Genomic DNA, 18,052 nt, shown 5'->3' with positions numbered 1-18,052 from the left:
TGACCGACGCCGACGCTCCCATTTCGGGCGCGCTGGCCAACCGCGAAGCTCCCCTGTGGACAGCTAGCCACGGAACGGGCACCGGCCGGGACCGGAGGAACGCCTCAGCGGGGGTTCTGCGCCGCGGCAACGGCTGACCGGAAAGCGTTGTACCGCGCAATTTCGGCGGACACCGGCTTGATGACGAGGGTTTCGGCAACCCGTGCACAGGCGGCCCGCAGCCGCCGTCGGGCCTTTGAGCCCCGCGCCTTCGCGGTGAAGCGGGCAATGAACGCCGCAAGGATCGCCAGTGCGATGCCGGCCGCAGCTCCCCCGAGAACGAGCAGGGTCGGCAGCGGGAAGCCTTCATACTCGGGTGCGTCGGGCACATTGAGCTGCAGGAACCCGAGCACGGCAAGCACGGCCAGCCACCCGGCGCCGGCTGCCAGCGCGACAAGCGCGATCCACTGCAGCAAACCAACGAGCGGCCACCACCATGACCGTTTCCCGGTGTCGAGATCCGCCCCTGCGACGGCCTGGTCAAGTCCGTCGAGCAGTGCCGGCACGGAGTCCCGGGCCGCCGAACGGATCGAGGTGCGCCAGGGTTCGACGGCGGACCCTGCCGCCGTATCGGCAAAGGTGCGCAGTGCCTGGTCGACCCTCGCCTGCTGTGCCGGGCTGCCCTGCGGCAGCGAGGTACGGCGGAGGGCGGCGTCGATATCGCTGCGGCGCAGGTTTAATCGTCGCAGCGGGTCCGGACGGAGCGCCGCGAGCCAGCGGGTCACCGGCCAGCCTGTGGCTGCGCGTGCATCACGCCGGTAGGAGGCGGTGACGGCACGCACCACGGTATCGACCCCTGCAGCCTCGGCGAGCCGAGCAGCGAGTGCGCCCTGGGCCGCCTTGTCCGGCACTGCAGCATCCAGTGCTCCGGTGAAGGCGGCGAGGTGCGCTGACGCATCGACGACGTCCGCGGTGAGGCGGGCGTTTGCCGCTTCCTTGCCGGCGGCGATCGCCTGAATGGCACCGGACAGGTCCTCAAGGCCCTCCCCGGTGCGCGCGGAGACGGGGAACAGCTGAACTGCGCCAAGGCCCTCGCCCTTGAGGATTCCGGCAAGCGACTCAAGCACCTGCTTGCGGTCCTCCTGCGACAAGCGGTCCGCCTGGTTCAATGCCACGAGCGTCACTGCGCCGTGCGAGGCGAGCGGCCGCAGGAAGTCGTAGTGCAGCGCCGCATCGGCGTACTTCTGCGGGTCAACCACCCACAGAAGCACGTCGACCTGGCCCGCCATGCGCTGGACAACCTCACGGTGTGCCAAGGCGGTCGAGTCGAAGTCAGGCAGATCGAGCAGGATCAGGCCACCCGTGGGCTGACCCTGCGCGGGAGCTGGCATCTCGTGCCGCTGGTTCACCTCGAGCCAATCGAGGAGGGCTCCGCTTCCTTCGGGACGCCATACGACGGCGAGCGGTTCGGAAGTCGTCGGCCGCCGTGCAGCCACGCGCGCCACCTCGGTGCCGCTGAGGGCGTTGATCAACGAGGATTTTCCGCTCCCCGTTGGGCCGAAAATGCCGACGACGGTGTGGTCCGCGGAAAGGGACCGCCTGCTGCTCGCGCGGTCGAGAACCCCGAAGAGCTGCTGCAACGGCTCCTCAGGAAGCCTTCCCTCCCCCAGTTCCCGCGCTTTATCGAGCGCCTCCAGCTGCTCCGTGAGCCCGTTCTTTGACCGCGTCCCGCGGTGCCTGCTCATCGGCTGCCGCCCGGCCCTGCTGGTGTGCCGCCCGCGAAGTTCGTGCGCGCCAAGGCGCGGGCATATCCGGCAAGGGTTTCGGGCGGCGTCTGCTGGGACACCGGTTCAAGCAGCACCGTGAATTTTTCCTGTTCCACATCAAGCAACAGCCTGCAGCGGCGCTGCAGGTTGTCGCGGGCAGTACGGGCGAGCCGTCGCACGGCATCTTCGCCGAATACCGCCTCGAGAAGTTTCTGACCGACAATCGCCGAACCGCCGGCGATGCCGATTTCCGCGCCGGTGAGGCCGCCGGTGGACGCGAAAACCACAACCATCAGCGCGACCGCAACTCCGTTGACCCCGAAGGACAGCATCCGCGCAGCAAACCGCTTGTCGGAGCCTTCGGTGCTGACGAGGTCAAGCAGATCCTGCTGCCACGCCCGTACCTGACGGGCCGCTTCCTCGGAGAACTCGTCACTGTCATAAGAAGAACGTTCTGCAAGCAGCGGCCGGCCGGCGTCCTCGCTGCTCCAGCGCCGCTCGGTTTCCTCGTACGCCTTCGCCGCCTCCTCAACGATGACCGAATGGAGTCCGGTCTCGATCGCGGCTGCGACTGTCTGCGCGGGGGCGGGTTTGCCAGTAAAGAACGAAGTGATCCGGTCGCGCACCCAGCCCACGCGGGTTTCGATGCCGCGCATGAACTCCCCTGTGCCCACGAAGTCCTGCCACCGGGCCAGCACCTCGCCGCGTAGCATCGTGCCGTCTTCGGTGGAGCGCAGGATGGCAGCGAGGGCGTCGTCGTATGCCGCCGCCGCAGCAGTGCGGAAGCGCAAGGCTGCCGCCTGCTGCGTTTCAGCGGCCTCGGCCACCTCCCCCACACTTCCGGCGAGGGCACGCACCGCCCCGGCGAGTGTCCGCCGGGCGATGTCGGCGCGTCCCTCGGCGTCCGCCGCGATTGCCGAAAGCCAGTGGCGGATCGGATCAACGGGTTCGGGCGGCAGCATTCCGCTTTGGTCGAGCGGGGACTCCGGCACCACGAAGATCGGGGCGTGCCCCAGGTTCTGGGCGGCGAGAAGGCTCATCAGGTCGCCGCGCACCTCTTCTTCGACCCCCTGCGGAACCCTGTCGAGCACCACGGCAAGGAGGATGTCCCTGCTCGCAGCCCCCGCGAGAAGCTTCCATGGGACGGCGTCGGCATAGCGGTTCGCCGTCGTCACAAAGAGCCAAAGGTCAGCAGCGGCGAGAAGCTGGTTGGCCAGGCGCCGGTTCTCGTCGGCGATCGAGTCGATGTCGGGGGCGTCGAGGAGTGCGAGCCCGCGCGGCACCCGGGGCTCCCCCTGGAGCAGCAAGGTGTCGGGGGAATCGGATGCGGCACCGGCCTGTTGCGGGTCTCCGCTCGGAAAGACCCGGCTCAGCGTCGGGAGAACGCGCTGGTCCGAAAACCAGGCGGCGTCGTCGGGGTGGTGAAGCAGAATCGGCTGGCGCGTGGTCGGACGTACCGCACCCGTCCGTGTCACCGGCCTCCCGACCAGCGCATTCACAAGCGTTGACTTACCTGCCCCGGTGGAGCCTCCAATGACGGCCAGGAGCGGCGCATCAAGACTGTCGAGCCTCGGAAGGATGTAGTCATCGAGCTGCGCCGCTGCGGCAAGGGCCGCGGTCCGTGCCCGGGGTGCGTTGCTGAGCGCGAGGGGGAATCTTGCACCGAGGAGGGCCGTATGTACCTCCCGGAGGAACACCGCGAGACTGCGGGCGTCTGCGGCGGGGAGGGATGGATTCATAATGCCCATCATGCCATTTCACCTCACCGGCTGCGGGAAGCACTGAATGTGCGGCGCACCCTTGATTTCGAGGCACAAAAAAGTCCCGGACACCTCTGTGTCCGGGACTTTTCCCGATGTCCCTTTGAAGGACTTTCGTGACCCCAGCGGGATTCGAACCCGCGTTACCGCCGTGAGAGGGCGGCGTACTAGGCCGCTATACGATGGGGCCAGTACTGACATTGCCTTTTACTGCTTGGTACTACGTTTCCTGCTGTACTGCATTTACTGCGCTGGGGTACCAGGACTCGAACCTAGAATGTTGGTACCAGAAACCAGTGTGTTGCCAATTACACCATACCCCAATGGCACTTTTCGGAAGCCCATCAGTGCTGGCTCCCGGTCGCGTAACCGCTCCGCGCCGAGAAATAACTTTACCGGATACTGGGCAGGAATCGCAAAACGTCCGACAGATCGGTGATGCGACGCGCCACTGCGCCCTCGAAAGCCGCCCCCCGCCGGTCCAGCCAAACGCCGACGAGGCCCGCCGCGTCGGCTCCCTGGGCATCGACGACGGGGTTGTCTCCCACGTAGAGCGTGCTGCCCGGGGAGGTCCCCAGAACGCGTGCCCCTTCAAGGAAGATCGCCGGGTCGGGCTTGGCGGCACCGACGGCGTCGATGCCCACCAGCCGTGCGATGCGGGAGAGCCCCGAACGATCGAGTTTTGCCCGCTGGTAGTCGTGGACGTTATTGCTGACCGCCCCGTAGGGGATGCCCCGGGCATCGAGTTCGTCAAGGAGTGGCAGGACATCCTCGTACGGCCGAAAGTGCAGCGGCAGCGTGGCTTCGTAGGCGGATGTCCAGCGGTGGGCCGCCTCGCCTTCCAGCGGGTCGGCGACGAACCGTGCCTGAGCGTGGCGGGCCCTGCGCAGACGCTGTTCCGCGAAGGTCACTTCGCCTGCCAGGAAGTTCTCGTAGTGGCCCTGCGGGTCCTGGGCAAACAACTGCTTGTACTCGGCCCAGTCATCCTCGGTCAGATGCTTCAGGGCCTCGCCGGCGATGGTGTGAAGGGTTCTGCCCATCGCGCTTTCGAGGTCGACAATCGTGTCGTCAATATCGAACAGCACGCCCTCGATGACCGGATGCTGCCCTCCGGCGGCCGCCGCCGTCTCAGCGCCCACTTCAGCCCGCCGTTGCCTTGAATGCCCGCAGGCGCTCCAGCGACGACTCGCGGCCGAGGATCACCATCGACTCGAATAGCGGCGGCGAGATCCGCCGGCCGGACACGGCGGTGCGTACGGGGCCGAAAGCGAGCCGGGGCTTGAGGCCCAGCTCGTCGACGAGCGCAGCACGCAGCGCTTCCTGGATTGCGGTGGCGTTCCAGTCGGTTACGGCTTCCAGTGCGGCGAGGGCGCGCCCGAGCGCCTCGTCGAGGTTGTCGGGAAGCCCCTTGCGAGCGTCGTCGGCAATGTCGACCGCGTCGTCGTCCTTGAAGAGGAAGGAGAGCATTTCGGGCGCCTCGCCCAGGAGCGTGATGCGTTCCTGCACGAGCGGGGCGGCTTCGGCGATGACTGCGGACTCCCGCTCCGAGGGCGGGTTCCCCACGAGTCCGGCGGACTGGAGGTAGGGAACGATCCGGCCCTGGAAGTCCTCGGGCTCAAGCAGGCGCACGTGGGTTCCATTGATCGCTTCGGCCTTCTTGAGGTCGAAACGGGCAGGGTTGGCCAGCACGTCGTGGATGTCGAACTTCTCGACGAGCTGGGCCACAGTGAAGATGTCCTCATCCGCCGACAGGCTCCATCCGAGCAGGGAGAGATAGTTGAGCAGCCCCTCCCTGATGAAGCCACGCTCGCGGTGCAGGAAGAGGTTCGACTCGGGGTCCCGCTTCGAAAGTTTCTTGTTCCCCTGCCCCATCACGTAGGGCAGGTGGCCGAAGAGCGGCATGTGCTTGGCCACCCCGATATCGATCAGCGCCCGGTAGAGGGCGATCTGCCTTGGGGTTGAGGAGAGGAGGTCTTCGCCGCGCAGTACGTGGGTGATGTCCATGAGCGCGTCGTCGACGGGATTGACGAGGGTGTAGAGAGGAGCGCCGTTGGCGCGCACCACGGCGAAATCCGGGACGCTGCCCGCGCGGAAGGTGATCTCGCCGCGGACCAGGTCATTGAACGTGATGTCTTCGTCGGGCATCCGCAGCCGCAGTACCGCCCCACGGCCCTCGGCGCGGAACGCTTCGCGCTGGGCCTCGCTCAGGGTGCGGTCGAAATTGTCGTAGCCGAGTTTGACGTCGCGACCGGCCGCGCGGTGGCGCTCCTCCACTTCTTCAGGAGTGGAGAAGGATTCGTAGAGGTGCCCGGCCTCCACGAGGCGAATGATGACGTCCTGATAGATGTCGCCGCGCTGGGACTGCCGGTATGGACCATGGGGGCCGCCCACTTCAACACCCTCGTCCCAGTCGATCCCAAGCCACGTCATCGCGTCAAGGAGCTGCAGGTAGCTTTCCTCGCTGTCGCGCGCCGCGTCGGTGTCCTCGATGCGGAAAACCAGGGCGCCGCCGGTATGGCGCGCATAGGCCCAGTTGAAAAGCGCGGTGCGGATGAGGCCCACGTGCGGCGTACCGGTTGGCGAGGGGCAGAACCGCACGCGGACCGGGGTGGAATCGGTGACAATGGGGAAATCGGCTGCAGTAGTCATGATGCGCCAAGTCTAGTCGGCGGTCCCCCGGCGGCCCGCACCGCGCCCACTCGGCAGTGGGCGCCCGGCGGTCACTGAAGGTAGAAGTACCAGCCTCCGAAAAGGGCGGCGGCGACGGTGAGTCCCACTGCGGCCATTACCTCGATCCGGGTCTGCGGCCGCAGCGCCCGCAGGGCGAATGCTGCGAAGAGTCCAAATCCGAGCGCGGCACTTGCCGAGGTGAGCAGCTGCGGGCCGGCGGCCATGCGCACGGCACGTCCCAGGATCAGGAATCCGAAACCGGCAACGAAGGCGAAGGTCCAGTTCTGCCGGCTCCTTCCCCTATGCCGCCGCTGACGCTCCGGGGACCCGCCGCCGCCCACCGGACCTACCTGCGTGCGGGGTTGGTCAGCCGGCCAATGCCCTCGATATCAACTTCGAACCGCTGACCATCAGTGATCATGCCCACGCCGGCAGGGGTACCCGTGAGGATGATGTCTCCGGGCAGCAGGGTGAAAGCCTGGGACACGTAGGAAACGAGTTCCTTTGCCCCCCAGACCATCTGGCTCGTCGAACCATCCTGACGCAGCTCGCCGTCGAGCGAGCCACGCACGGCAAGGTTCTCGGGGTCAAGGTCGGTTTCGATCCACGGCCCGATCGGGCATGAGGTGTCGAACCCTTTGGCCCGGGCCCACTGGTTGTCGGTCTTCTGGATATCGCGGGCGGTGAGGTCGTTGGCGCAGGTGTAGCCAAAGACGACGTCGTCAACGCGTTCGAGGGGAACGTCCTTGCATATCCGGCCGATCACCACGGCCAGCTCGGCTTCGAAGGAAATCTCGTCGGAGAAGGACGGAAGCAGGATCGGATCGCCCGGCCCGATGACGGAGGTGTTCGGTTTGAGGAACATGAGCGGAGCCGGGGGCACCTCGTTGCCGAGTTCAGCGGCATGGTCGGCATAGTTGCGTCCGATGCCGACAATCTTGCTCCGCGGAATCACGGGCGCGAGGAGGCGCACGTCGGCAAGCGCATGCCTGGCACCGGTCAACTGGACGCCGGAGTAGAAAGGATCGCCGTTGATCACGGCGACCTCCTCGCCGCCGTCAGGCCCTTCAACCACTCCGAACATTGGATCGTTATCTACGACAAAACGGGCTATACGCATTTTCCTAGGCTACAGCCTCACCCAATCCCGGCGCGGGCAGCAGAAAGGCCGTGAACTCGCCCCCCAGAAGGCGGGTTCACGGCCCTTATTCGGCTGGAAAACGGCGGTTGAAGCGCGGGCCGCTCAACGCGGGCACTGCGCAGCCGTCGCCAGGTTCAGTAAGGCCAGGTGTTGACCCGGTCGGTGCTGACGGTGCCCGAACCCGACTTGGCGGTCGTGTCCGCAGCGAATGCGGCAGAGCCTCCGCCGGCGACGAGCAGCACGGACAGCACGAGTGCCGATGCAATTTTCTTCATAGTGAATTTCCTTCGGGTTTGAGGCGGACGCATAGGACAAGGAAGTCCCAAGCTCTTGCTATAGCACTATTAGTATACAAATCAAAAGTCGCCACACCAGCCCCAAACGTAACAATTTTTTGTTTTCACTGGTGATACTGTCTTACGTCCTAGACTGGACCCTGGAAGTAGCTTCCAGTTGTACAGCGGACCGCCGGATACAGCCGGCGGCCGCGCAGATATATAAGGAGGAGATGGCCGTGCATGAAAAGCCGGGCGAGCAGGTCCTCCTCGAGCTTCAGGCCCGCGATGCCTGGAACCAGCGGGATTATGAACATGCAAACCGCATCGCAAAGCAGGCGGTAGCCCTCGCCGAGGAGCTTCACGACGAGAACGCCTGGTGGAACATGACCTTCCTTCAGGCCGAGTGCCTGCGCAAGCAGGGCCTCATGCAGGAGTCGGCAGAGGTCGCGCGGATTCTTCAGCGACATCCGATGACGGTACAGTCCACTGCGCTCACGGCCCGGGTATGCACTCTTGCATCGTTTGCGCTCCAGGGATGTGGCGAGCTTACCGAAGCAGTAGCCCTCGCGCGGAGTGCGGCCGAATATTCGGCGAAGGTGCCCGGGCAGCCGGACCTGCAGATCGAAGCCCAGAACGCCCTCATCGCGGCGCTGGCGGACAGTGATCAGCTCGAAATCGCGTGGACAGAATGTATGGTGCTCGCCGAATTGCTTCAGCAGGGCGTGAGCACCCAGACCCGAGGCATGAGCTACTGGGCCATCGGAAATGTCGCCTACATGATGAAGCAGGTCGACGAGGGCACCAAATACCACCGCCTGGCAGCCGAAAATCTTTCCCCAACGAACGACTTGGATCTTTGGGCTCGCTTCAACCGCGCGTCGGCAGAACGCCGGCTCGCTGCGGGCGTCGTCGGCCCCGAAACACTTGAATGCATCGACCGGGCCGAGATGGCGAGCTCGATCGTCGGCGGCAGCGAACGGGACCGGGTCGAGTTGGCGCTCACACGCGCACACTGGCTCGTACTTACCGGACAGTTCGATGCAGCGATCGAGCGGCTCAAAGCCGTGACAACGCGCGAGTCCCTTATAGCAACCCATACGGCGGCAGAGGCCCGGTACCTTCTGGGACGGGCGCTCAGTGCAAGAAACAGCGAGCTGGAAGCCCTTCTCAACCTCGAAGCAAGCGAGCAGCTGTTCGATCGATCGGGCGCTCACGACCGCGCAGCAGCAGCACGCGACCTGATCCACGAGGTACAAGGCAGGTAGGCGAAGCGGCCTCCGGCTTCATACGGCGTCATGTAGCGTGCCCAAAAGCTAAGCCGGCTTGCATGATGCGGTGCTCGGTCTTGTAGAGTCGTTCCTAGGCTCTGGCCGGGCTGGGCGTTTTCCCCCATTACTCCCACCCCGGTCAGGGCCGCCTTCATTTGGCACAGGCACGCTGAGGCCAGGCGGATTGTGCGGCCGGAGTTCCTCGGTACACCGGCCTATTGGACTTTCCGGGTTTGGCCCTCCCCCGTTCCACTTCCGCCCGGTTTCCTTCCAGTCGCGCCGCGTTGCCGAGGCGGATGAAGCGTTCCGAGCCCGGTCCCGACTGCACCCCATGAGAAATAGTCTCCAACTCGAATTCCCGCCCCAATTCAAGTTGCCAATTAGGTGCTGAAGCCTCGGACATTTGAGCACTTTCGGTGCTAACGTTTCCCCCATCACACGGTGGCCATGATGTGGCTCCTGACTGTGCAGCAACCGATTGCCACTGAGTGCCGGCAATTGCCCGCGCCAGCGGCCAGTTGCTGAAAAGGCGGAGCATGGAGCAGCCGCCGTATTGATGCTGGGGGAGCATATGTATAAATCCATCGCGGTGAAGCGACCCGACGCAGTTGCCAGCCACCCGGCCTCGCACCTCCGGCGACGGCTCGCAGCAGCATCACCGCCCGTTCGGATCTCCGCGGCACCGGAACGTTCCGCCGTCCCTGCGGGGCTGACGCCCCGGGCGCAGCGTTTCGCCGCTCCGCGGCCCGGTCCCCCGGAGGCGCAGCTCAAGCCGCGGGCGTAGACGATGGGTAACGGGTTGGGGAACCGAAAGCAGCGGAGATGGTAATGACTACATTGACGGACGACGACGGCCTCGTCGCGTCGCAGGCGGATCAGCGGGCGCAGGTGGCTCCGGCTTCAGCAGCGGACCGGGATGGGATCACTGTGCTTGTCTTTCCACCGGGTGAACGGATCTCGAAGGAACTCGCCTCGGCGAAGGCAGCGCAGGCACGCGTTCTTGCGGCTGGAGTGCCGCGGCCGGTGCTCATCGACATCAGCGGGGTTACTTCGATCGACAGGGATGCCCGCGCGGTCCTCAGTGGAGCGCGTATGGCCCGGGCCATTGCCCTGGTGGGCTCGAGTCCGGTGGACCGCGTTCTCGCGGCGTTCCTCATGGGCGCCCGGACACCGGGCTGCCCTGTGGATGTGTTCGGCTCACAGGCCGAGGCACTTGCGTGGCTGCGGCCATTTCGGACTGTAACCTGAGATTGATGAGCGCACACAAAGATCCACGTCTCAGCCTCCTCGTGGATAGCATTGTTCGTCTTTCGCGTGGCGAGCTGAGCAGCCGCATCGAGCCGTCGGATGCCCGCGACGAGGTTGATGCGGTTATCACCGGCTTCAATCTCCTCGCCGAGGAGCTCGAGCAGGTGTACGACCAGTTCGAGAAGCGGGTTGAAAGCCGCACCGCAATGCTGCGCCAGGCCCACTACGACATGAAGAAAATGGCGATGTCCGATGCGCTCACCGGGCTAGCAAACCGGGTAGCCCTGATGGAAGCCTGTGAAGCCGCGCTCGTCCGCGCGGAAAACGGTGACGCACCGCCGGCCCTGATCCTCCTTGACCTTGACTCGTTCAAGAACGTCAACGACCGCTTCGGACACGACGCGGGCGACCGTGTGCTGCAGGAGGTCGCGGCGAGGCTTAACAAGGTGGTGAGGTCCAGCGACCTCGTGGCCCGCCTCGGCGGCGACGAGTTCGCCATCCTGATCCCGGCCGCGACGATGGAGGTCGCGATGCGCGTGGCGCGCAGGGCGCTTGAAGTGCTCGGGGAGATCATGGAACTTGAGGATCTTCGGGTGCACTCACGGGCGAGCATCGGGGTACGCCTCGGGGAAGCCCACCAAACCGCGGACGACATCCTGCTCGACGCCGACACCGCCATGTACGCGGCAAAGCGCGAGGGAAGAAACATCATCAAGGTCTTCGAACCGATGATGCAGTACTCGAGGCAGCTGCGCAGCCAGATGGCTTCGGAGCTGCGAGGTGCGATCGGGCGCGACGAGCTGATCCTGCACTACCAGCCGCTCGTTGAGCTTGCCACCAACCGCATCCTCGGCGTCGAGGTGCTCGTGCGGTGGCAGCACCCCGTGCGCGGACTGATCCCGCCGGATGTCTTCATTCCACTGGCCGAGGAAATCGGGGCAATCCACGACCTCGACCGCTGGGTCATGACGATGTCCCTGAACCACCTTGCCGCGTGGCGGCGTGAACTGACGCTCGACGACGACTTCCAGGTGCAGGTCAACCTCTCTGCCGTCGAGCTCAAGCAGCTCGACCTCGTCGACTTCGTGAGGTCGCTCCTGCGCGACACCGGTGTTCCCGCCGGGAGCCTCGTGATTGAGATCACCGAGACGGCGATCGTGACCCGTGGCGAGGTGGAGATGTACTCCCTCCTGAGCCTCCAGCAGCTTGGCGTGGGAATTGAGATCGACGATTTTGGAACCGGCTACTCCTCGATCAGCTACCTGCGGGAGCTTCCCGTGAGCATGGTCAAGGTTGACCGGTCCCTGCTCGTTGACCTCGACACCAAGCCCGGGCAGCTTGAGTTTGTTGCGGCAATCCTTCAACTGATCCGCGCAGCGGGGCTTGAAGCCGTTTTCGAAGGTATTGAAACCAAAGAGCAGGCCGACCAGTTGAGCGCCATCGGATGCTCAAGCGGCCAGGGCTACTACTTCAGCAAGCCCCTCCCGTACGACGAGATCACTCAGCTCCTCGCGGACCGGAAGATCCTCAACCCGGCGTCCTGAGCCTCCGGGCGCTGTTCCCCCGTTGCCGGCGGACCGCGCCCCGTGGAACGGCCGGGCCGGAGGGCCCGGCCGTCCGGATCAGACCAGGCGGGTAAGCCAGCCGTGAACGTCCTCGGCAACACCGGTCTGGATGCCGAGCAGCTGGCGCCGGATGGACATCGTTACCTCTCCGGCCTCGGAGTCGGGGGCCCCGATGATTTCCTCGCCGTCCTTGAGCAGTCCGATCGGAGTGATCACGGCGGCCGTACCGCAGGCGAAGACCTCGGCAATTTCGCCCGAAGCAATGCCATCCCGCCACTCGTCAAGGGTGATCTTGCGCTCGACGACGTTCATCCCGCGGTCACGGCCGAGCTGGATGATCGACGAACGGGTGACACCTTCAAGAATGGTTCCAGAGAGCGCGGGGGTTACGAGCGATCCATCCCGAAGGACGAAGAAGACGTTCATGCCGCCAAGCTCTTCAACCGCGTTGTCGTTGAACTGGTCGAGGAACAGAACCTGCTTGCAGCCGTTTGCCTCAGCTTCCAGCTGGGCGGCAAGGGATGCGGCGTAGTTTCCGCCGCACTTCGCGGCACCGGTCCCGCCACGCCCTGCGCGTGCGAAGTTCCGGGAAACCCAGATGGAGACGGGCTTGACCTCGCCGCCGAAGTAGTTCCCTGCGGGCGATGCGATGACGCGGAACGATACCTCCCTGGCCGGGCGCACTCCAAGGAACGCCTCGGTGGCGATCATGAAGGGGCGCAGGTAAAGGCTTTCGCCGTCGCCGGTGGGTATCCAGTCCTGGTCCGCCGCAACGAGCTGACGCAGCGACTCGAGGAAGATGTTTTCGGGAAGCTGGGGCAGCGCGAGGCGCGCGGCCGAGCGGTTGAGCCGCGCAGCGTTGGCGTCGGCCCGGAAGGTCCAGACGGAACCGTCCGCATGGCGGTACGCCTTCATTCCCTCAAAGATCTCCTGCCCGTAGTGCAGGACCGCCGCGGCGGGATCGAGCGAGATGGGTCCGTACGGTTCCAGCCGTGCATTGCTCCAGCTGCCGGTCCCTGACTCGTCGACCGAGTAGTCGACCACGGCGGTGTGGTCGGTGAAGTGGTTCCCAAAGCCGGGGTTGGCGAGGATTGCGGCGCGCTGCTCGGCGGTCTTGGGGCTTGTCGAGAGATGCTGGGCGAACTCCAGATCCGTGGCTGTCATCATTCCTCCGCGATGGCCTGCTGCTGTTCCAGGGCGTGGGTGCGTGAAACAGCTGCAGTCAGTGGTCAGCTCCGGCCGACAGCCGATGCTGGGTTAATAATTCCTAACCAGCTTAGGACACGGCGGCCGCAATAGCATCGCCCACCTCCGGCGTCGTGCGTGCCCTTCCGGCACGCCCGGCGACATCCGCTTCGACGGCCTGGTCGATGCGGTCGGCGGCTTCGTCGAAGCCAAGATGGCGCAGGAGCAATGCCGCCGAGAGGATCGCCGCTGTGGGATCGGCTTTTTGCTGGCCAGCGATGTCCGGCGCGGACCCATGGACCGGCTCGAACATCGACGGCGCAGTGCGGTCCATGTTGAGGTTGCCCGAGGCCGCCAGGCCGATCCCGCCTGTCACTGCGGCGGCGAGGTCCGTGAGGATGTCGCCGAAAAGGTTGTCAGTGACGATGACGTCGAACCGCGATGGATCAGTGACGAGGAAGATCATCGCCGCGTCGACGTGTAGATAGTCGTGGGTGACCTCGGGGTACTCGGCGGCTACGGCTTCCACCGTCCGCTTCCACAAGTGGCCGGCGTAGACGAGCACGTTGTGTTTGTGCACCAGGGTGACCTTCTTGCGCTTCCGCCCGTTCGCCCTGCGGAAGGCATCCCGCACCACCCGCTCCACGCCATGTGCCGTATTGAGGGAAACTTCGGTGGCGATCTCGTGCGGAGTGCCGGAGCGGAGGGTTCCACCGTTGCCTGCATAGGGGCCCTCGGTGCCTTCCCTGACCACCACGAAATCTATGGGTCCTGGATTCGCAAGCGGGCTTTCCACGCCGGAGTAGAGCACGGAGGGGCGAAGGTTGACGTAGTGGTCGAGCGAGAACCTCAGTTTAAGGAGAAGCTCGCGCTCGATGAGGCCCGATGGAATGCGGGAGTCGCCGGGGGCTGCACCGACGGCGCCGAAGAGGATCGCATCGTGGGTCCGCAGACGGGCGAGCGTCTCGTCCGGCAGGGTCTCCCCCGTCTTGAGCCAATGTTGGGCGCCAAGCTTGTAGTGGGTGAACTGCAGGTCAGCCGAGCCCTTGAGAACTGCCGAAAGCACCTTCACAGCTTCCGCAGTGACTTCCGGGCCAATGCCGTCACCAGGGATGACGGCGAGATCGATGCGTGGATTAGTGACAGCCATTGCATCAGGTTAGGGACGGTGCTCGGTGGCTGGACAATCAGTCTCAGCTTTTGAGACAACGTCCACCCCTTCCAGAATCGGTCAGTGCCCGCTTCGGGATGGGAAGAGCGAAACAGGTGCCGCACCGGAGCGCGGCACCTGTTTCGCTTCTCATTCTCAGGTGTTTGAAGTGCGGATTCGTTGCATCGAGCGGCCCGCGACGATCGCTGCCCCGGTCAACGCGGTGACTGCCAGTCCACCGAGCCAGGCCTGCCCTGGATCGTCGGAGGGTGCGCTCGCCGCCGTCTGGACGTTGTAGCCGGCGTTTGAGCGTACAGCTCCGGTTCCGGAAGCGGGGACAGCGGTGACTGGAACATTCGCCCTCGGTGCTACGACCGTTGGAGCGTTGACCCCGGGGGTGCCTGGTGCCCCTGGTGCTCCGGGCGCCCCCGGTGCTCCCGGCATTCCTGGTGCCCCCGGTGCTCCTGGTGCCCCCGGTGCTCCGGGTGCTCCGGGTGCCCCTGGCTCTCCGGGTGCCCCCGGTGCTCCGGGTGCCCCGGGTGCCCCCGGTGCCCCTGGCTCTCCGGGTGCCCCTGGCTCTCCGGGTGCCCCTGGCTCTCCCGGCGTCCCTGGTGAGCCCGGCGTCCCTGGTGAGCCCGGCGTCCCTGGTGAGCCCGGCGTCCCTGGTGAGCCCGGCGTCCCCGGGTGCTCGGGGTGCTCCGGGTGCTCCGGGTGCTCGGGGTGCTCGGGGTGCTCCGGGTGCTCCGGGTGCTCCGGGTGCTCCGGGTGCTCCGGGTGCTCCGGGTGCTCCGGGTGCTCCGGGTGCTCCGGGTGCTCCGGGTGCTCCGGGTGCTCCGGGTGCTCCGGGTGCTCTCCACCGGGGCAATCCGTCGTGGTACTGACCGTCGCGATGCCCATCGAGATGCCGCTCTTGTCCTTACCGTTGCCGTTGCCGTTGTTGCCGTTGCCGTTGCCGTTGTTGCCGTTGCCGTTGCCGTTGTTGCCGTTGCCGTTGCCGTTGTTGCCGTTATTGCCGTTGCCGTTGCCGTTGCCGTCCTCGCTCGGCACGGAAGGGTTCGTCACAGTGGGTTGGCACCCGGGATTGGCGGGATCCGTTGCGAAGGCGGGGGCTGCCGTCGAGGCGAGCGCGTAGCCCAGAAGCCCGACAGTTGTTAGAACACGTTTCATTGTGGTTCTCCGTCCAGATGGGAGTCTCGACTGACCACTCTGGGGCGGGAACATGACGGCTTCACGGGGTCCTGAGGCAATTGTCCCCAGGGCCAAGGGCGCTGTCGTAAAGCTTGATGTTTCCCCAGCAGAATCATCAGTTGCTTACGTTTCTCAGGCTAGGAACGGCCGCAATGAGAAGCCCGAGTGATTGGTACTCGTCTCTTGGAAGGGGTACCAAGTAGGCAGTGCCGGGTTACTCGCCAAAGGGATGCCGGGCCATAAGTAGCGATGACGATAATGCTGCGCCTGCCCGCCGCGGTGCAGGCACACATGTCCCAGACAGGAGTCCCGTCGACGCCGCGGCATTGCGCCGTCGGCCGCCGCCCGTGCTGCCCGGGCGGCATCAGAAGCTGCCCTTTTCTCCGATGGGTGGACCAATCGGAGAAATCAGCAGGACAACGGTGTCCGAACGGCCTGACACGACCCACCCCGTCGGATAGGGTGAGCGAAAGTATGGAGTGCGGAAGGGACGCCGTGAGTAGGGAAGACACAAGCTGGGCCGGGTTCGGCGGCACCGCTCTCGTAGCCGCGCCTCCGGGCAATGACATTGACGAGCTGTGCGCGATCCTTCGCGATGCCGGCTACGCGGCGGTGGTTGTTGCATCAACGACGGCGCTCCTTGGCACCCTTCGCCAAACCACGCCGGATGTCATCTTCCTCGATGCGGCCCTTGCGCCGGAGTGCGGCAGGGATCTCGCGGGAGCGGTTGAGTCCGATCACCGGCTTGCTGGCCTTCCCGTCATCCTGCTGCTCCCCGATACCGGCCTGGCGGATCCGACCGGCCCCCTGGAACAACCGGTGACCGATTTCGTTTTCCGGCCGTTCGACCGCCGCGACATCGTCCAACGTGCGGGTTCCGCCATCGCCCGTCGCCGCAATCACCGGGTGCAGCGCGAAGCAGCCTCCCTGCTGCGAGAACAGATGCGTGAAATTTCGGCAGGTATCCGGGCCACCAACAGTCCGGTCGCGATGGTGGAAAACTTCCTCCGCGGGCTCGGGCTCGCCTTGGGATCCGACTTCGTGGTCCTCCAGATTTTCGCTGACGAACGCGTTCCCGATCTGAGCTCCTCTTGGGCGCACCCATCAGCCGGACGCCTCCAGGTTCCCGCACTGGCCCGCAGTGGCCGCGCGCGGTCCCTTGCGGTGAGGCTGTGGGAGGACTCCGCTGGTGAACGGCTGCCTCTGGCCGCCAATGCCCCCGATGATTTTGACGAGGTCGATGACGAGACCGGTGCCGACACGGACGGCGACGCCATCGTATCCGGCGTCGTGCTGGCCGTCGGCGAGGGAGTAACGCCCTTCGGTCTCGTGTGGCTGATTAACAACCGGAAACCGCTCGAGTGGACGCCGGTCGAGAACTCGCTCACCCAGCACGTTCTCGGCAACTTCGCCCACGGCCTGATCCAGGGACAACTGATCACCCGGCAGCAGCAGGCCGTCGAAAAACTGCGCAGGCTCAACAAGGCCAAAAGCGACTTCGTGGGCACGGTCAACCACGAATTGCGCACTCCCCTCGCTTCGATGGCCGGCTACCTCGAGATGATCCTCGATGGATCGGGCGGGCAGCTGCCCGACGCCGCCCGCAACATGCTTGAGGCAGTGGAGCGCAACACCACACGGCTCCGCAGTCTGATCGAAAACATCACCGCACTAACGCCGACTAATGACGACGCCCTTGCGCAGTTCCCCGTCGATATCTACGGGGCCGTGTCCGACGCCGTGGCAGCCTCGCGCGCCGCAGCGGCCGCAAAGGGCCTCGAACTCTACTTCTCGGTGCCGGAGGAGAAGATCACCGTTGCCGGCAACAGGGACCAACTGCAGGAGGCGCTGGGAATCATCGTTTCGAACGCCGTGAAGTTCACTTCATCGGGCGGCCGTGTTGAGGTCAATGCCGGAAGCCGGGCCGACCGGGGCATGGTTGAGGTCGAAGTGCGCGATACCGGCATAGGCATTCCCGACGACGACCTCCCGCGGCTTTTCGACAGCTTCTACCGCGGCTCCAATGCGAATGAGACAGCAATTCCTGGTGTCGGTGTTGGGTTGGCCATCGCGAAGCGCACGCTCGAAGCACACTCCGGTTCCATATCGATCGAGTCGGCCGTCGGCCAAGGGACGAAGGTATCGGTGCTCCTGCCGGTTGGCGCAGGACCCGAACCAGCTCGGGGATGATGCCCGTTATCGACCACTGCGCATTCAGGGCAGGCTTTACATCACACCGAGCACTGGGAAGGATCGACATATGGACGTGAACGCGCAGGCATTGGAAACAACCACGACGACAGGCGGTGGCCTCGATCTGGGGACCCTCACCGGTTATCTCGATACCCACCTGCTCGGTGCGACGAACGGTGTGCGGCTCTTCAAGTCCGTCGGGCAGTCCTGGGCCGGGACGGAGCATGGGAAGGTGCTCACCGCGCTGGGGCGGGACGTCGCGAAGGAACGCGCGGGCTTGAAGAAACTCATTAAGCGGCTCGGCCACCGGCCGGGGAAGATCAAGATGGTCCTCGCCCACGCAGGTGCGCGGGTGGCGGCCGTCAATCCGCTCAACGTCCTGCGCAGCCCGTCCGGGGAAGGCGCCCAGCTTGAGCTTGAGGCCCTGCAGTCCCTGCTCCGCGGCAAGGAAGCGCTGTGGGACACCCTCCTTGTCCTCGCGGAAACTCCCGCCGGCCGCAGGGAACCGGCGCTCGATCCAGAGGCATTGAAACACCTGCTGGAGAAGGCCCGGGACCAGCAGGAGGCGGTGGCCGCGATCATGCGGCAGACCGCAGGGAAGCGTTTCCTGCTTCACTGAACGCGTTCCTCAGGGCATGAACCAACCCAGCACTGCTGCTGG

The 18,052-nt window shown here is 65.3% G+C and carries 15 protein-coding genes and 2 tRNA genes; 5 read left to right on the top strand and 12 right to left on the bottom strand.

The genetic code is table 11. The features are described from left to right. Positions 1-104 precede the first annotated feature (104 nt). The 9 genes from AC4D14_RS02130 to AC4D14_RS02090 form a co-directional block, all read right to left on the bottom strand. Positions 105-1,724 carry a GTPase gene (locus AC4D14_RS02130; protein WP_490899934.1) on the bottom strand — a complete coding sequence of 540 codons (1,620 nt, stop codon included), beginning with the start codon at positions 1,722-1,724 and terminating at the stop codon, positions 105-107. Next, on the bottom strand, positions 1,721-3,484 hold the full coding sequence (locus AC4D14_RS02125; protein WP_490899933.1) for a dynamin family protein: 1,764 nt from the start codon (positions 3,482-3,484) through the stop codon (positions 1,721-1,723). Before AC4D14_RS02125 ends, AC4D14_RS02130 begins: the two co-directional genes overlap by 4 nt. A 138-nt stretch (positions 3,485-3,622) precedes the next feature. Next, positions 3,623-3,695: transfer RNA gene (locus AC4D14_RS02120), tRNA-Glu, on the bottom strand. Positions 3,696-3,756: 61 nt separating this feature from the next. Continuing rightward, positions 3,757-3,828: transfer RNA gene (locus AC4D14_RS02115), tRNA-Gln, on the bottom strand. A 69-nt stretch (positions 3,829-3,897) separates the two neighbouring features. Further along, a complete protein-coding gene (locus AC4D14_RS02110) occupies positions 3,898-4,644 on the bottom strand; it encodes an HAD family hydrolase (protein WP_490899932.1) in 747 nt (248 codons plus the stop codon). A 1-nt stretch (position 4,645) separates the two neighbouring features. Further along, a complete protein-coding gene (gene gltX / locus AC4D14_RS02105; protein ID WP_490899931.1) occupies positions 4,646-6,154 on the bottom strand; it encodes a glutamate--tRNA ligase in 1,509 nt (502 codons plus the stop codon). A 71-nt stretch (positions 6,155-6,225) separates the two neighbouring features. Next, positions 6,226-6,516 (bottom strand): hypothetical protein, encoded by a 291-nt coding sequence (locus tag AC4D14_RS02100; protein ID WP_490899930.1) that lies wholly within the window; start codon positions 6,514-6,516, stop codon positions 6,226-6,228. A 5-nt stretch (positions 6,517-6,521) separates the two neighbouring features. Continuing rightward, entirely contained in the window at positions 6,522-7,295 is a 774-nt protein-coding gene (locus AC4D14_RS02095; protein WP_490899929.1) for a fumarylacetoacetate hydrolase family protein, read from the bottom strand. 155 nt (positions 7,296-7,450) lie between these two features. Beyond that, the gene (locus AC4D14_RS02090; RefSeq protein WP_490899928.1) at positions 7,451-7,591 is read right to left on the bottom strand and encodes a hypothetical protein; all 141 of its coding nucleotides are present in this window, start codon (positions 7,589-7,591) and stop codon (positions 7,451-7,453) included. A 233-nt stretch (positions 7,592-7,824) separates the two neighbouring features. Here AC4D14_RS02090 and AC4D14_RS02085 point away from each other — a divergent pair, with 233 nt between their 5' ends. The 3 genes from AC4D14_RS02085 to AC4D14_RS02075 all read left to right on the top strand — a co-directional run bounded on the left by AC4D14_RS02085 (position 7,825) and on the right by AC4D14_RS02075 (position 11,654). Next, the gene (locus tag AC4D14_RS02085; protein WP_490899927.1) at positions 7,825-8,859 is read left to right on the top strand and encodes a hypothetical protein; all 1,035 of its coding nucleotides are present in this window, start codon (positions 7,825-7,827) and stop codon (positions 8,857-8,859) included. A gap of 831 nt (positions 8,860-9,690) precedes the next feature. Next, positions 9,691-10,110, top strand: a complete 420-nt coding sequence (locus tag AC4D14_RS02080; protein ID WP_490899926.1) for a DUF7793 family protein — start codon at positions 9,691-9,693, stop codon at positions 10,108-10,110. Positions 10,111-10,115: 5 nt separating this feature from the next. Further along, positions 10,116-11,654 (top strand): putative bifunctional diguanylate cyclase/phosphodiesterase, encoded by a 1,539-nt coding sequence (locus tag AC4D14_RS02075; protein WP_490899925.1) that lies wholly within the window; start codon positions 10,116-10,118, stop codon positions 11,652-11,654. Between the two features lie 78 nt (positions 11,655-11,732). Here the strand turns inward: AC4D14_RS02075 and AC4D14_RS02070 are convergent, their stop codons facing one another. From AC4D14_RS02070 to AC4D14_RS02060, 3 genes are all read right to left on the bottom strand, one after another. Next, positions 11,733-12,839 carry a branched-chain amino acid aminotransferase gene (locus tag AC4D14_RS02070; RefSeq protein WP_490899924.1) on the bottom strand — a complete coding sequence of 369 codons (1,107 nt, stop codon included), beginning with the start codon at positions 12,837-12,839 and terminating at the stop codon, positions 11,733-11,735. A 112-nt stretch (positions 12,840-12,951) separates the two neighbouring features. Continuing rightward, complete coding sequence (locus tag AC4D14_RS02065) at positions 12,952-14,010, bottom strand: 3-isopropylmalate dehydrogenase (RefSeq protein WP_490899923.1); 1,059 nt, start codon at positions 14,008-14,010, stop codon at positions 12,952-12,954. Between the two features lie 156 nt (positions 14,011-14,166). Next, on the bottom strand, positions 14,167-15,177 hold the full coding sequence (locus AC4D14_RS02060; protein ID WP_490899922.1) for a hypothetical protein: 1,011 nt from the start codon (positions 15,175-15,177) through the stop codon (positions 14,167-14,169). Positions 15,178-15,693: 516 nt separating this feature from the next. On the opposite strand from AC4D14_RS02060, the gene AC4D14_RS02055 reads away from it, so the two are divergent. Both AC4D14_RS02055 and AC4D14_RS02050 read left to right on the top strand, forming a co-directional pair. After that, the gene (locus tag AC4D14_RS02055; RefSeq protein ID WP_490899921.1) at positions 15,694-17,388 is read left to right on the top strand and encodes an ATP-binding response regulator; all 1,695 of its coding nucleotides are present in this window, start codon (positions 15,694-15,696) and stop codon (positions 17,386-17,388) included. A gap of 70 nt (positions 17,389-17,458) precedes the next feature. After that, entirely contained in the window at positions 17,459-18,010 is a 552-nt protein-coding gene (locus AC4D14_RS02050; protein ID WP_490899920.1) for a hypothetical protein, read from the top strand. Positions 18,011-18,052 lie beyond the last annotated feature (42 nt).

Source organism: Arthrobacter sp. TJ-254 (assembly GCF_058269175.1).
Note: the sequence above shows the minus strand (reverse complement) of the source record. Positions and strands in the feature narration are given on the sequence as shown.